General features: G+C 39.6%; 13 protein-coding genes. 5 read left to right on the top strand and 8 right to left on the bottom strand.

Features of this window, described 5'->3' with window-relative positions; genetic code table 11:
* Nucleotides 1-56: 56 nt before the first annotated feature.
* Complete coding sequence (locus PR683_RS12860; RefSeq protein ID WP_272581808.1) at nucleotides 57-1,589, top strand: methyl-accepting chemotaxis protein; 1,533 nt, start codon at nucleotides 57-59, stop codon at nucleotides 1,587-1,589.
* A 68-nt stretch (nucleotides 1,590-1,657) separates the two neighbouring features.
* Here PR683_RS12860 and tsaD read toward each other — a convergent pair whose 3' ends face one another.
* Nucleotides 1,658-2,677 (bottom strand): tRNA (adenosine(37)-N6)-threonylcarbamoyltransferase complex transferase subunit TsaD, encoded by a 1,020-nt coding sequence (gene tsaD / locus PR683_RS12855; protein ID WP_004908561.1) that lies wholly within the window; start codon nucleotides 2,675-2,677, stop codon nucleotides 1,658-1,660.
* Nucleotides 2,678-3,006: 329 nt separating this feature from the next.
* On the opposite strand from tsaD, the gene rpsU reads away from it, so the two are divergent.
* From rpsU to rpoD, 3 genes are all read left to right on the top strand, one after another.
* Nucleotides 3,007-3,222, top strand: coding sequence for a 30S ribosomal protein S21 (rpsU, locus tag PR683_RS12850; RefSeq protein ID WP_001144069.1), 216 nt, complete (start codon nucleotides 3,007-3,009; stop codon nucleotides 3,220-3,222).
* Between the two features lie 171 nt (nucleotides 3,223-3,393).
* Nucleotides 3,394-5,139: a DNA primase gene (gene dnaG / locus PR683_RS12845; RefSeq protein WP_004908557.1), complete on the top strand. Its 1,746-nt coding sequence runs from the start codon at nucleotides 3,394-3,396 to the stop codon at nucleotides 5,137-5,139.
* Between the two features lie 99 nt (nucleotides 5,140-5,238).
* A complete protein-coding gene (gene rpoD / locus PR683_RS12840; RefSeq protein WP_123382286.1) occupies nucleotides 5,239-7,182 on the top strand; it encodes an RNA polymerase sigma factor RpoD in 1,944 nt (647 codons plus the stop codon).
* 68 nt (nucleotides 7,183-7,250) lie between these two features.
* Here the strand turns inward: rpoD and PR683_RS12835 are convergent, their stop codons facing one another.
* The 3 genes from PR683_RS12835 to PR683_RS12825 form a co-directional block, all read right to left on the bottom strand.
* Entirely contained in the window at nucleotides 7,251-8,711 is a 1,461-nt protein-coding gene (locus tag PR683_RS12835; protein ID WP_109911768.1) for an MFS transporter, read from the bottom strand.
* A 140-nt stretch (nucleotides 8,712-8,851) separates the two neighbouring features.
* On the bottom strand, nucleotides 8,852-9,259 hold the full coding sequence (locus PR683_RS12830; RefSeq protein ID WP_109911767.1) for a hypothetical protein: 408 nt from the start codon (nucleotides 9,257-9,259) through the stop codon (nucleotides 8,852-8,854).
* Entirely contained in the window at nucleotides 9,260-10,591 is a 1,332-nt protein-coding gene (locus PR683_RS12825) for an MFS transporter (protein ID WP_164529112.1), read from the bottom strand.
* 99 nt (nucleotides 10,592-10,690) lie between these two features.
* Here PR683_RS12825 and PR683_RS12820 point away from each other — a divergent pair, with 99 nt between their 5' ends.
* Entirely contained in the window at nucleotides 10,691-11,590 is a 900-nt protein-coding gene (locus tag PR683_RS12820) for a LysR family transcriptional regulator (protein WP_004908546.1), read from the top strand.
* A 112-nt stretch (nucleotides 11,591-11,702) separates the two neighbouring features.
* On the opposite strand, the gene PR683_RS12815 is transcribed toward PR683_RS12820, so the two are convergent.
* The 4 genes from PR683_RS12815 to PR683_RS12800 all read right to left on the bottom strand — a co-directional run bounded on the left by PR683_RS12815 (nucleotide 11,703) and on the right by PR683_RS12800 (nucleotide 15,256).
* A complete protein-coding gene (locus PR683_RS12815; protein WP_004908543.1) occupies nucleotides 11,703-12,002 on the bottom strand; it encodes an HdeA/HdeB family chaperone in 300 nt (99 codons plus the stop codon).
* A gap of 233 nt (nucleotides 12,003-12,235) precedes the next feature.
* The gene (locus PR683_RS12810; RefSeq protein ID WP_004908541.1) at nucleotides 12,236-13,531 is read right to left on the bottom strand and encodes an MFS transporter; all 1,296 of its coding nucleotides are present in this window, start codon (nucleotides 13,529-13,531) and stop codon (nucleotides 12,236-12,238) included.
* 93 nt (nucleotides 13,532-13,624) lie between these two features.
* Nucleotides 13,625-14,086 carry a RidA family protein gene (locus tag PR683_RS12805; protein WP_110731723.1) on the bottom strand — a complete coding sequence of 154 codons (462 nt, stop codon included), beginning with the start codon at nucleotides 14,084-14,086 and terminating at the stop codon, nucleotides 13,625-13,627.
* Between the two features lie 9 nt (nucleotides 14,087-14,095).
* Nucleotides 14,096-15,256: a M20 family metallopeptidase gene (locus tag PR683_RS12800; RefSeq protein ID WP_272513208.1), complete on the bottom strand. Its 1,161-nt coding sequence runs from the start codon at nucleotides 15,254-15,256 to the stop codon at nucleotides 14,096-14,098.
* Nucleotides 15,257-15,260 lie beyond the last annotated feature (4 nt).

Genomic DNA, 15,260 nt, shown 5'->3' with positions numbered 1-15,260 from the left:
TTTAAAAGCTGTCGACTATATAAAAGGAAAATTAAACTATAATAATGGTATTTATAATGAGCAGAACCCCTTATATCACTCAAAATGAATATGTGTTAGATGAAAACATCACATTAATGACAACCAGCGATCTACAAGGAAACATTGTTCACGCTAATGATTTCTTTGTGCAGGTTAGTGGTTATGAATTAGATGAATTATTAACACGTCCACACAATATTATCCGCCATCCAGATATGCCCAAAGAAGCTTTTGCCGACATGTGGACAACACTTAAAAAAGGAGAACCCTGGACTGGCATTGTGAAAAATCGTCGGAAAAATGGTGACCACTACTGGGTTCGAGCTAATATTGTCCCAGTGGAACGCAAAGGCGTTATTACAGGCTATATGTCCATTCGTACTCGAGCAACACGCCAAGAAATTGCAACGGTAGAACCACTCTATGCAGCAATGAATGAAAATAAAAGCCAACAAAAAATTTTCAAGGGGATTGTGCTTTCTAAAAAATTACCATTTCACTTCTCAACATATTCAACACGTTCACGTATCCGACTCATCATGAGTCTGTTATTTATCCTTTGGCTTATTACGGCTAGCTTTATTTTGCAGCCAAGCGTGCCTCTACTGCTGATGAGTGCCTGTACATTTATCATACTATTGGTCGGTGATGTGATACTTGAAAAAATGCTAGCAACTCCACTGGAAAACATGACCAAACAGGCACTTGGTATTGCACGAGGAAATCGACATAGCGTTAACCATATGCAGCGCACAGATGAAATTGGCTTAATATTACGTTCTATCGGGCAACTTGGGCTAATCTGCCGTTGGTTAATAAAAGATGTCTCCGAACAAGTTGATAACGTTCGCAAAGGCAGTGAATCTTTAGTCTCCGATTGTCATGAATTAGACACTCACACTCAACAAACCGTCGGCTATATGCAACAAACCGTTGCAACAATGAACCAAATGGCCGTTTCCGTAAAAATGAATGCTGATAACACGATTCAAGTTGACCAACTTTCGAATACAACGAGCAAAACAGCAGTGAATGGGGGCGCCATGATGGAAGCTGTTGTGGATACCATGGATGAAATTGTCAGTAGCACCAGCAAAATTAACTCCATCACTGACGTGATTAAAGACATCGCATTTCAAACCAATATACTCGCGTTAAATGCCGCGGTAGAAGCCGCACGTGCAGGTGAACAAGGCAAAGGCTTTGCCGTTGTCGCAAATGAGGTTCGTAGCCTAGCAAGCCGTAGTGCAAGTGCAGTAAATGATATTCGTGAATTAATTAATGATTGTGAAAAGAAAGTCTATTCAGGGAAAAATCAAGTCCATACGGCAGGGGATACCATGAAGGAGATTGTTGACCAAATACAAAACGTCACGCAATTGATCACCCATATTAGCCAAGCAACCTCTGAACAAGCGGCAGGGATAGCCGATATTACCCAAGCAGTCAGTGAGCTCGAAACCATCACACAACAAAGCACATTACTGGTAGAACAAAGCACAGAGACATCGAAAATGGTAAAAGAACGGTCAAGCCGGCTGGAAGATGCGGTCGTTATTTTACATTAGTACTTAACTGAATAACAAAAGGGCTGTCATCCCAGCCCTTTTACAAAAATAGAGATACACCAACAACACTATTTTTCTAGCGGGGGCAATTCTGCCAAAGGCCAACGTGGGCGAACCGTCACCCCAAGCCCTGTAGTGGTTCCACCTTTAAGGCGAATAAGCCCCGCCAGCGCGATCATTGCGCCGTTATCCGTACAAAATTCAGGGCGAGCATAAAAAACTTCACCGCCACGCTGCTTGAGAACATCTTCCATTTTAGCTCTAAGTGCGCGATTAGCACTAACACCCCCCGCCATCACCAAACGTTTAAAACCTGTTTGTTCTAAAGCGCGTTTGCATTTAATTGCCAGAGTATCGACCACGGCATCCTCAAAGGCTCTCGCAATATCCGCACGAGTTTGGTCGTCATCCGCATTTTCACGGATGGTATTGGCTGCAAAGGTTTTTAGCCCAGAGAAGCTGAAATCCAGCCCTGGTCTGTCGGTCATTGGGCGAGGAAACACAAAACGACCCGCAGTACCCTGCTCCGCCATGCGAGATAACACTGGGCCACCTGGGTAGTCTAAACCTAATAGTTTTGCTGTTTTATCAAACGCTTCGCCTGCTGCGTCATCGATGGATTCGCCTAGCAGCTCATACTCACCAATTCCGGTCACACTGATAAGCTGAGTATGCCCACCAGAAACCAGTAACGCGACAAAAGGAAATTCAGGGCTTTTCTCTTCTAACATCGGTGCCAATAAATGGCCTTCCATATGGTGAACGGCCACGGCGGGAACGTTCCAGGCAAAAGCTAATGAACGCCCTACTGTTGCACCAACCATTAAAGCCCCAACCAAACCTGGCCCCGCAGTATAGGCTACAGCGTCGATGTCTTGACTTGTTAAATTGGCTTCTTTCAACGCTGCTTGAATTAACGGCACTGTTTTACGAATATGATCGCGTGAAGCCAATTCAGGCACGACACCACCGTAGTCTGCATGAACTTTAATTTGGCTGTATAATTGATTGGCTAATAAGCCATGCTCATCATCATAGATTGCGATACCAGTTTCATCGCAAGAGGTTTCGATACCTAAAACACGCATTGCACTACCCTTGTTTATTGCATAACCGCAAGTCTATCACTATTTTCGTTCAATCGCGTAATTAATGTTGTCAAAAGGCTGACTTTCCTGACTGTATAGTCTATAATCAGTCCCCTGTAATAAAAATTTCGTGTGGCTAATTCTCATTATTATCTGGTTTTGTTTGCTTTTTCATCAAATGAACTGCAAATCAGGTAATCTTGTGTGATTCAATTTTATACGGCACTTTACAAACCCGTACTCATTGAAGTAAAATTCCGCACCATTTTAAATGAAGGCTGGTGAATCAGTACCAGCAACAAACCGATTTCTATTGAGGTGAGAGGCACATGCCGGTAATTAAAGTACGTGAAAACGAGCCATTCGACGTTGCACTGCGTCGTTTCAAACGTTCCTGTGAGAAAGCAGGTGTTTTAGCTGAAGTTCGTCGTCGTGAATTCTATGAAAAACCAACGACTGAACGTAAACGCGCTAAAGCATCAGCTGTAAAGCGTCACGCTAAGAAACTGGCTCGCGAAAACGCACGCCGTACTCGTCTGTATTAATTGTTTGCGGTGAAAGCCGCATTCATTGTAGACGATAGCTAATACAAAACTTTAGTTTCTCTTGTAGTCACTCCAGTTTTTGTAGTAGTACATAGCTAAGCAGTTAAAGGCCGTGCTTTCCTAAAGGAAGCGCGGCTTATTATCGTTCATCAACAGGCGAAAAAGAGGCTTATGGCTGGACGAATTCCGCGTTCATTTATCAATGACTTGTTAGCAAGAACCGACATCATTGATTTAGTCGATGCAAAAGTCCCGTTAAAAAAACAGGGTAAAAACCATCACGCTTGTTGTCCGTTCCATAATGAAAAAACACCTTCTTTTACCGTAAATGGTGAAAGACAATTTTATTACTGTTTTGGTTGTGGTGCTCATGGCAACGCTATCGATTTTTTAATGAACTATGACAAACTCGATTTTGTTGAAGCCATTGAAGAATTATCTGCACTACATGGCCTTGATGTTCCTTACGAAAAAGGAACGGGTTCAAGCCAAATAGAACTTCATCAACGACAAAATTTATATCAGTTGATGGAAAAAATTAATCAATTTTACTGTGCTGCCTTAAGTCATTCTTCAGCTAATAAAGCGAAAGATTATTTAAGCCAACGTGGTTTAAGTGCCGAAATTATTGAGCATTTTTCAATTGGTTTCGCCCCTGCGGGCTGGGACAATTTGCTCAAAAAATTCGCTGTAAACCCAGAAAGTCGCAAACAGCTTGATGATGCAGGCATGTTAGTGACAAATGATAATGGCCGAGTCTATGACCGCTTTAGAGAGCGTGTCATGTTCCCAATTCGGGATAGGCGCGGTCGTGTGATTGCCTTCGGTGGGCGCGTATTAGGAGATGCTCTCCCTAAATACTTAAACTCCCCCGAAACAGATATTTTCCATAAAGGCCGTCAGTTATTTGGCCTCTATGAAGCAACACAAAACAGTAATGAATTATCAAAATTACTGGTAGTTGAAGGCTATATGGACGTTGTTGCACTTGCTCAGTACGATATCCGCTATGCGGTTGCTTCACTTGGCACATCAACAACCTCAGAACATATTCAGTTACTTTATCGTTCAACAGATACGGTTATTTGCTGTTATGATGGAGACCGCGCTGGCCGAGAAGCGGCATGGCGAGCACTTGAAACAGCACTGCCTTATCTGACTGACGGCCGTCAATTGCGTTTTATGTTTTTACCCGACGGTGAAGACCCAGATTCATTAGTACGAAAAGAAGGCAAAGACGCTTTTGAGCAACGTATGAAAGATGCTCAAACCCTTTCTGCTTTTTTATTTGATTCACTTGTGCCACAGGTAGATTTAAAAACACAAGAAGGGAAAGCAAAATTTAGTAAACTGGCTATCCCTTTGATTAAACAAATACCTGGTGAAACACTGCGCCTTTATATGGCACAAGAGCTAGGAAATTTTATTGGTATACCGGATATTTCTCAAGTTCTTGCTATGATTGATAGAGAGAGCACAGAACAAGTTAACTATCAGGCGCCCAAATTAAAACCAACCACAATGCGAATACTTATCGCGCTGTTGGTACAGAATCCGAACTTTTCGGAACTTGTTCCCTCGTTAGAGGGAATTGCCCATATTCAAATGCCGGGGCTTTCTCTATTTCAGGAATTGGTCGATGTCTGCCGTTCCACCCCCGGAATGTCAACTGGGCAGTTGCTAGAGCGTTATCGTGATAATAAATTTGCGAAACAGCTTGAAAAACTCGCAACGTGGAACGATATAGAAATAGAGGAGATAGCGGAAAATACTTTTATAGATGCCTTAAACCATCTATTTAACAGCGCACTCGACGAACGTTTTGACTACTTAATAGCAAAAGAACGAACTGAAGGGCTGACCCCAGAAGAGCGCGAAGAAGTCCGCTTAATCACTCTTTCTAGAGTGAAAACATAGTATCAACCCAAAACAGAATTAGTATTTTAAACGGCTTAAGTGCCGATAAACACAAGGCAGATGCCTGTAAAATGCTACGAAAAATAAAGGGCGTAGCAAATAATAAATGTTCCCTTTGTATGTTCTTGTTGGCCGAATGTTTCGCCGACCGACACCAATCTAAATACTCAGAAGTGTGGATACCGTCTTATGGAGCAAAACCCGCAGTCGCAGCTTAAGCTACTCGTAACCAAGGGTAAAGAGCAAGGTTACTTAACCTATGCTGAGGTCAACGACCATCTGCCGGAAGATATCGTCGATTCAGATCAAATCGAAGATATCATTCAGATGATTAATGACATGGGCATCCAGGTCATGGAAGAAGCACCTGATGCCGATGATTTAATTTTGGCTGAAAATACTTCCGATACTGATGAAGATGCAGCTGAAGCCGCTGCACAAGTGCTGTCCAGTGTTGAAAGTGAAATCGGCCGTACAACCGACCCTGTCCGCATGTATATGCGCGAAATGGGAACCGTCGAGCTTCTCACTCGAGAAGGCGAAATCGACATTGCAAAACGTATCGAGGATGGGATCAATCAGGTTCAGTGCTCTGTTGCTGAATACCCTGAGGCTATCACTTATCTTCTTGAGCAATATGACCGTGTTGAAGCAGGAGAAAGCCGTTTATCTGATTTAATCACCGGCTTTGTTGACCCTAACGCGGAAGAAGATCTCGCACCAACAGCGACTCACGTTGGCTCTGAATTACCACAAGAAGAGCTTGATAAAGACGATGACGAAGACGAAGAAGATGAAGACGGCGATGACAGCGATAGCGATGACGATAACAGCATCGATCCTGAATTAGCGCGTCAAAAATTCTCTGATCTTCGTGAGCAATATGAAAAAACGCGTCAACATATTAAACAATATGGTCGTAGTGACGCGAAAACGGCTGCCGCTATCGAGCAGCTTTCCGAAGTATTTAAAGAGTTCCGTTTAGTTCCTAAGCAATTTGACTATTTGGTCAATAACATGCGTGAAATGATGGACCGAGTTCGCTTACAAGAGCGTACCATCATGAAACTGTGTGTTGAACAATGTAAAATGCCGAAGAAAAACTTCATTACTTTATTTAGTGGTAATGAGACCAGTGAAACTTGGTTAACTGCTGCAAAAGCAATGAACAAGCCTTGGTCAGAAAAATTACTTGAAGTTGAAGAAGAAATTCTGCGTTGCCTACAAAGACTGCGCCAAATTGAAGAAGAAACGGGTCTGACAATCGAACAAGTTAAAGATATCAACCGTCGTATGTCTATCGGTGAAGCGAAAGCACGCCGTGCGAAAAAAGAGATGGTTGAAGCAAACTTACGTCTGGTAATTTCTATTGCTAAGAAATATACCAACCGTGGCTTGCAGTTCCTTGACCTGATTCAAGAAGGTAACATCGGTCTGATGAAAGCCGTTGATAAGTTTGAATATCGCCGTGGCTATAAGTTCTCAACTTATGCGACTTGGTGGATCCGTCAGGCTATCACGCGTTCAATCGCTGACCAAGCACGTACTATTCGTATCCCGGTTCACATGATTGAAACTATCAACAAGCTGAACCGTATCTCTCGTCAAATGCTGCAAGAAATGGGCCGTGAGCCATCGCCAGAAGAACTGGCAGAACGCATGCTAATGCCGGAAGATAAAATTCGTAAAGTACTGAAGATTGCTAAAGAACCGATTTCAATGGAAACCCCTATTGGTGATGATGAAGATTCACATTTAGGTGATTTTATTGAAGATACCACTTTAGAACTGCCTTTAGACTCTGCAACATCAGAAAGCTTACGCTCTGCAACTCACGAAGTGTTAGCAGGCTTAACCGCTCGTGAAGCAAAAGTACTGCGTATGCGTTTTGGTATCGACATGAATACTGACCACACCCTTGAGGAAGTTGGTAAACAGTTTGATGTTACCCGTGAACGTATCCGTCAGATTGAAGCGAAAGCGTTACGTAAATTACGTCACCCAAGCCGCTCAGAAGTGCTACGCAGCTTCCTTGACGAATAATTGATTCATTTATATCTAAAAACACCTGCTCCGGCAGGTGTTTTTTTATGCTTACTACCCAATATTCGCTAATTCTCTGATTTATTCCTTGCCATCAGACATAACGTTATCAATATCGCTATCGCGCCACCTAACATCGCCAGATTAAAACCGGAAACAAAAGCAGAACGCGTTGCCTGCTCAATAAATGTTGATGGCATCACCGAGGAAGTTTGAATCAAACGTTCGATTTCCTGTGCCGACAACATCATGGCCAGCTTGTTATCCTGTAATAGCTGCTCTACAGCGCGATGTGTCATCAATGTCCCTAAAAAAGCAATGCCAAGGGTCATACCTGTTTGCCTTAATGCGTTCATGACCGCAGAAGCAATACCAGAATAGGCCTTATCAACACTCGCCATAACCAGTGCCCCAATTGCTGGGGTAGACATCCCCATTCCAGCCCCCAAAATAAATAAGGTTATCGCAATAGGAATATAAGGTGTTTCAGTATTCACACGAGTTAATAATAATGAAGCCAATGCAATTAAAATAAAACCCAAAATCATGAGGTTTCGCACGCTTAAACGGCGAGACAGTTTACCAAAAGAAAATGAAAAAATAGCCATGGCAATAAACTCAGGAGCCATGCGGATCCCGGCTTCAAATGCCCCCCACCCTTGGCCTTTTTGCAAAAATAGTGCGATGAAGAATACATTACTGTAAGTTGCAAAACCCAAAGCAAAAGACGCCATATTATATTGAAAGAAAAAAGGATTTTTTTTGAATAAAAAAAGCGGTAATAATGGCCGAGTTACGTGAAGTTCAACCCAAATAAACCCTAAGCATGCAAAAATCGCAATGATTAACCCACTCAATGTGAGGTAACTGCCCCAACCGTGTTCTCCAGCTTCGATTAAAGCAAAAGTTAACCCACCTAACGCAATGATACTTAAAACTTGTCCCATTGGATCTAATGCGGCTTTATCTGGATCTGCACTTTCTTGTATACCTAACCAGCCTAACAGTAATGTCAGTAGTCCAATCGGGATATTAATTAAAAATATCGTTGTCCAATCGAAGCTATCGACTAAAAAGCCCCCTAAAATAGGACCAATAATTAACGAAAGTGCACTCACTGCTGACCAAATACCAATAATTCTGATGCGCTCGATATCATTCGAGAAAGCTTGCGTAATAATAGAAAGTGCCCCTGGAATTAAAGCAGCAGCAGCGACTCCTTGGATAACCCGCCCCGCTATCAACATGTGTGGCGACGCAGAAAATGCACAAATTGCAGATCCTAGAGTAAAGATAACAATCCCTGTTAACCAAATTTTTTTACGCCCATAACGGTCGCTTATCGGGCCAACAGATAGGATCAACGCTGACAGACATAACGCATAGGCGTCAATAATCCATTGTAGCATTGACATATGAGCCTTGAGGTCACGCCCAATAGCAGGTAGTGCAACATTTACAATACTGATATCTAACGTTGCCATAAAGGTACCCAAGCAAACTGCTAGGATCAAAAAAAGCCGTCTCATTTTTTATACCTCATCATCGATCATAGCAATATGATAATATTCGACCGACCGACGGTCAATAAAAATGAGAATAGATATCATTTATCACTTATATTTTTTTACTCTTTGAAAAAACGGCCTTTAGCCGTTTTATTCTTATTTTAATCCGTTTGAGTTGAAAGTACCGGAGTTTCATGTAGATAAACCCAATAACATTTCTCCGCTTCCACTCTAATGCAAACAACGGAAGTTCGTAATGTTTCTATATCACTAATTTGCTGTTTCTCTTGATATTGAATCCAGCAATAGCCATTATCCTCTCTTAATGGAACCAGATTAGTACATCTTGTCGTAAATGATGCTCGAGTCCCAATATTTTGGCTAAATAACGTGGTGACGTCATTTAAACCAATGCAATAGCCTTGTATTGTGACCATTTTGAAGTTGTCATCAAAACTGCTTAATAAAAGAGATAAGCTTTTATCGCTATTTCGTCCCTTAAATACATCTTCAATTAAAACATGTAAATCCACTACGCTTTGCAGCGCTCTTTTCATTGTTTCACTCATTTATTTTTCCTTGATCACTGAAATTAATGAAAGTAACCCGAGTATTGATGCGATAAAAAACGTATATTGATAACGTATTAAATCATTCGAGAAAGTCGTTAAGCTAAATATAGAAATAAATACGACTGCACCAACACTAAATGCGACTTGTCGATTAATATTCCACAATACGCTACCTTGAAGTAAATCTTTGTCTTTAAAATCCATTAACGAGCTAATTTGTGCAGTATTGGCGCTCAATCCCCCCCCCATCCCCATCAATAAATAAGCGATTATTAATAAACTGAGCTGGTTTGAAGATGAAACCCAATAAAGCAGAAAAATACCAAAGCTATGCAGTGTAATACCAATAATAAATAATCGCTTTTTTCCTATCTGCAAATAAAGGCGTCCACCGGTTAGCATTGATATTACTGCCCCCAATGCATATAGCACCATAAATAGCCCGGTTTGTGCAGCACTGAACCCCATATTTTCTTGTAGATTAAAAATATTGAGTAAATTAACTCCCGTAAAAATACCGGGAACAGCATAGTAAATAATAAAAGCGTTGCGTAGGTTGGAATTCTTTAATAACTGAAAATTTAAAATAGGTTCTCGGCATTTTTTAGCGTATTTAAGGTAAACAATAAATACGAGGGCTGAAGTAAAAAAACTCACCAAAGCCAATAATAAATTGTGATAATCATTATAAAAAGAGAATGATAATAATAGGCTTAACAAACTTAAACTCACCATTATTAATCCCAAAATATCTGGTTTTTCTCTTATTTTTACTCCTTCATTTTTTATCCAACTCCAGGCTAGTACTGCTGTTAGTAATGAGAAAGGCAAATTAGAATAAAACACCCAATGCCAAGACAGAGAATCAATAATTAGGCCGCCAATTGCAGGCGAAAATGCGGGAGCAATTAACGCTACAGTCATAATCAATGTTGATATACGCTGGCGATCATTATTGGGAAATAATGCGAAAACTAACGCCTGACCTACCGGAATTAATAACCCTCCTGCTGCACCTTGGATAAAGCGCCAAAAAATTAAGCTATAAATTGAACCACTGCTTCCACTAAACCAAGCAGCAACAGAAAAAAGTAACATGGAATAACACAGTAATTTTTGATTGCCTAACCTACCTGCTAGCCATAAGCTGATTGGCATCACTAAAACTAGACCTAAAATATAGGCATTGGCAACCCATGCAACTTGAGATTGGCTTACTGAAAAGGACGATGCAATATCAGGTAATGCTATCGCTGACATAAAAATGTTAATACAATCAATAAAGAAACCAAGTAAAAATACTGTGGCAATTTTGTATCGATAAGTCATGGACTTCCTCCGGTGGCAAAGAATAAGTTTTAGTCCTTTCTTTGTCGATACAAGGGAGGTAACATGATTGTTTAATAAATAAGAACAATCATTGTTATTATGCAAAAAAATCTCAAAAAGATTATCAGTTTTCTACAAGTTGTTGATTCGGGCTCATTCACTAAAGCCGCAGATATTTTAGGGCTAAGCCGTTCTATGGTGAGTGTCGATATCAAACAATTAGAAGCTCAGCTTAATGTAAGCTTGCTAACACGAAATACGCGAAATATTGCATTAACAGAGGTGGGAAAACATTTTTATGACGACTTTAAACGTATTCAAAGTCAAATAGATGAAGCTTTCGAAAAAAGCCAAAATTTAGGAACTAATATTGTAGGTTTGCTGCGCTTTTCATCAACAAGTGAATTTGGCCAACGTTTTATTTTGCCACTACTACCTGAATTTTGCCGCCTTTATCCTAAGCTAAGGTTACAGTATTCATTTAACTCATCCTTAGATGACCTTATCACAGAGAAACTCGATTTATCTATTCGGTTAGGTAATTTAAAAAATTCATCCCATAAAATGAAAAAACTGGGTGAATATGAAATTTACTTAGTTGCCACCCCTGAATTTCTAAAAAAACACCCAATCAAACAACTCACTGATTTAGCAAATGTTCCATGGATTAACCATGCGCTATTAAACTGGCAAGATCCTCAATATTTTTTACAGAATTCAAAAAATGAAAAATATTACTTACCTTTAATTAAAAACCAATATGAGTCTAATTCTGCCGCCGTTATTCACCATATGGTGTTAGCCTCATTAGGTATTGCAATATGCCCAGCTTGGATGGTTGATGATGACTTGCGGTATGAACGCTTAGTTCATGTATTACCTGAATACCGTTTGCCGAAACAAAATATTCAATTACTTTACCCAAATACTTTTGTTTTACCGGCTAAGACACGTGCATTTATCGATTTCTTAACCGATAAATTAGCGGCAAAGAAATAAAGATAGATCGGTTCAATGTTTCTAAAATAGAGATTTCTAATCTACCACAGTATAATAGCTATTTTCCTAATCGGAAATGGCTATTATGCCCTCCATGGCATAATAGTTTGCTTTATTTCTTAGATGCTAAATAATCTTGTAGAGTGCCTTCCGGCTTTTTCTTACAAAACTCAACAATCTGAGGGACTTCGGCAACACTTTGCTCTGTTAGCGCAACATAATCTCCACCTTTAAATTGCGTTTCTTGATTTGTTACCCATAACGCAATAGGTGCCCAGCTCTGAGGGTCTAAATTAATAAATTGCTGGCAAGTCATATTTTCAGGTGTAACCGTATTTTTGTCTGCCGCCATTGAGTTAAATGAAATTGTAGATACAGCAAGTAATACGCTAGATATAATAACCTTTCTCATTTTGAACTCCTTTGAAAATTAAAAACACAGAATCATGTGCCGGAATATTATTAGCATATTATTTATGGAACTTACATATTCTAATTTTGATGATTAAATTTATACCGAGTCAAAAATTCGAATAATAAATAATAAAAACAAATAACTATGAACAATTACTTAATTAGACCATCAATATACGATATATTTTTTTATAAAAAAGCCACTTATACAAAGTGGCTATGATTATTTAATTAGACTGTTTTTACTTCCATCTCAGCAGGATCTTTAATTGGTTCATTAACAAAGAAGAAATAAACCAATGATGCTAGGAATGCGACAGTTGCACAAACCACAAGGGCTAAGGTAAATGAATGTGTTTGGTCAATAATAATACCGGTAATAATCGGAGCAAACGACCCTCCAATAAAACCACCGAAATTTTGAATGCCACTCACAGAAGTGATTAAGCGAGAAGGCACTGAAACTAAAATCAATCCCCAAGCAGAAGTCCCCGCAAAGTGAATAGAAAATAGTGCCATACTAATACACGCAACGGCTGAAAAGGTACTGTCAGTATAAGCGGCAGGCAATGTAAACATCGCAGCGAATAACAAGCCTAAGCAAATCATCCACTTACGGCTTTTCATTTTGTCAGCACCGCGTTTCACCACATAGTCTGCAACAACACCATTTACCAGCATTCCCAGCGCACCAAATAAAAAGGGTATTGCTGCAACCCAGCCGGTTTTTTCTAGACTTAAACCTCTGGAGTTTTCAAGATAAGCAGGCAACCATGTGAGGTATAACCAAACCATATAACCCACACCATTAAACCCAATGATCATTCCCCATAAAGAACGTTGTTTAAATAATGACGCCCATTCCTTGAAAGAAACTTTATTCGTTGAAGATGGTGGAGCACCGTCATTTAAATAGTTTAATTCATCATCTGTTAATTCTAATTGTTCACGATTACGATAGAAAATAAACCAAAGTATAGACAGAATAATCCCACTAATACCGATAATAATAAACATTGTACGCCAGCCAAAAGCTAACATTAATGCAATGAGCAAAGGTGGCGCTAATGCTTGAGCTAGAGTAGAGGACATATTTACAATCCCCATTGGCAGACCACGCTCACGGATATTATACCAATCATTAACGACTTTAACGCCTGTCGGTAAATGCGGTGCTTCACCAATACCTAAAATAACCCGTGCAATAATTAAATGGGTAAATGAAGATAATAGACCTGTCACGGTTTGTGCTAATGACCATAAGAACAAACCGAAGCCATAGATCTTTTTAACCCCAAAGCGTTCCATTACCATACCTATAGGTAGTTGGCATAACGCATAGCCAAATGAAAATACCGATAACAATAATCCCATTTGGGTTGCACTAAATCCTAATTCTTTACTGATTGTAGAGTTAGCAATAGAGAGTGATGCTCTATCTAAAAAATTAATGATACCTGCTATCAACAAAAATGTAAGCGCAATAAGCTGCCAGCGCTTTAGCCTTTTACTCGCATGTAGTGACATAATTAAGTACCTTTAAGACGTAACAGGACCCTGCGGAATAATATTTACTCCGCAGATTTATTTTATTAATAATCTTTATTTTTTATCTATTATTTACGACTTTAACTTTAATATTAATTCTATTTCCACTGGCGTATCAAAAGGTAATGTATTCGTACCGATTGCTGAACGTGCATGCTTACCTTTATCACCGAGTATTTCAATTAAAAAATCTGAAGCTCCATTCATGACTTGTGGTTGGTTTTTAAAATCATTAGCACTTTGTACAAAACCTAATAATTTTATACATTCATCAATTCTATCTAAATCTCCTAAATATGCTTTCAACGAGGAAAATATATTAACAATGCACTGTTTTGCTGCTTCTTGACCTTGCTCGACTGTTAATTCTTTACCTAATGTACCACTATAAATTAAAACGCCATCTTTTTGGCAATCATGGCCTGATGTATATAATAAATCCCCATACTGCTTAATGGATACATATGAAAATTTTGGCGTCCCTGGTGTGGCAAGTTTAATCCCTTTATCTTCTAATTTTTTTTCAATATTCATTCAATTTTCCTATTTATTGAGCAAGATATTAGCCATGTCATAATAAATTTCCGCAGCAAGGTATAATTCTTTTATTTCAACAAACTCATCTTTAACATGAGCTTGAGCTAATCCCCCTGGCCCCATAATAAGTGTAGGGATCTCACTGGTAACTGAGAAAAAAGGCGCCTCACATGTCGCTTCAAATATTTCTGGTTGCGCTGTTTTTTCTGTAAAACGGCTCACTGTATCTAATGCAACTTTAGTTAATTCGTGATCTGCTGGGATATCTGAAGCGGGAATAAATAAGTAATTATCTAAGTGATAATCTATCTCTTCACCTTTATTATATTGCGCAATAGCTTGATGCAATCTCGCCTCTATTTCTTGCTTTTCTTCCCCTGGAACGAGTCTTCTATCTATTTCAATATCACAATGCTGCGGAACGATATTCGGAGCTGTACCACCATTTATGGTGGTAATAATCATTGAAGCATTTCCTAATAGTGGGTGACTAATTTCCTCAACAGAAGTGCGATGTTGCTCTATCGCAGGTAGTATTTTGGCCATCTTAGAAATGGCACTATCAGGATAACGAGTTTTTGCTGCATGACCCCCGGTGCCTTTAGTACTTAAGTTATAACGGCTAACGCCTTTATGTGCGATACAAACACCAAGAGACGTTGGTTCACCAATAATGGCATAATCTGCAGAAATTCCATCTTTAATGTAATGCAGCATGCCAAGATTGATTCTCTCCTCATCCACATTAAATACTAATGTTAAATTACCTGAAAATGCATCTTGATTACGCTTTAATAATGTTGCCGCATACATCATTGCAGCAACACCAGACTTCATATCTGCGGCTCCTCGCCCAAAAACTTTGCCATCTTTAATCACTGGGTCGAATGGCTCGGTGCTCCAACCACAACCACAAGGCACAACATCTATATGACCGTTGAATAATAAATGTTTACCTTTTCCTGAACCTTTTAAATGTGCAATAACATTTGGACGTCCAGGAGCAACCTCTTGCATTTCAACATCAATATTTTCTTGTTTAAAGTAGTGATATATAAATTCAGCAACTTGTTGTTCTTCCCCTGGTGGGTTTTCAGATTTATGCCGAATTAAGGCACAAAGAAGCTCTAGCAACTCATGTTGTTGCTGTTCATTTAATTTATACATTTTA

The organism is Providencia sp. PROV269 (assembly GCF_028477785.1).
Lineage (GTDB): Bacteria > Pseudomonadota > Gammaproteobacteria > Enterobacterales > Enterobacteriaceae > Providencia > Providencia rettgeri.
This window is presented reverse-complemented; position numbering and strand designations above follow the sequence as displayed.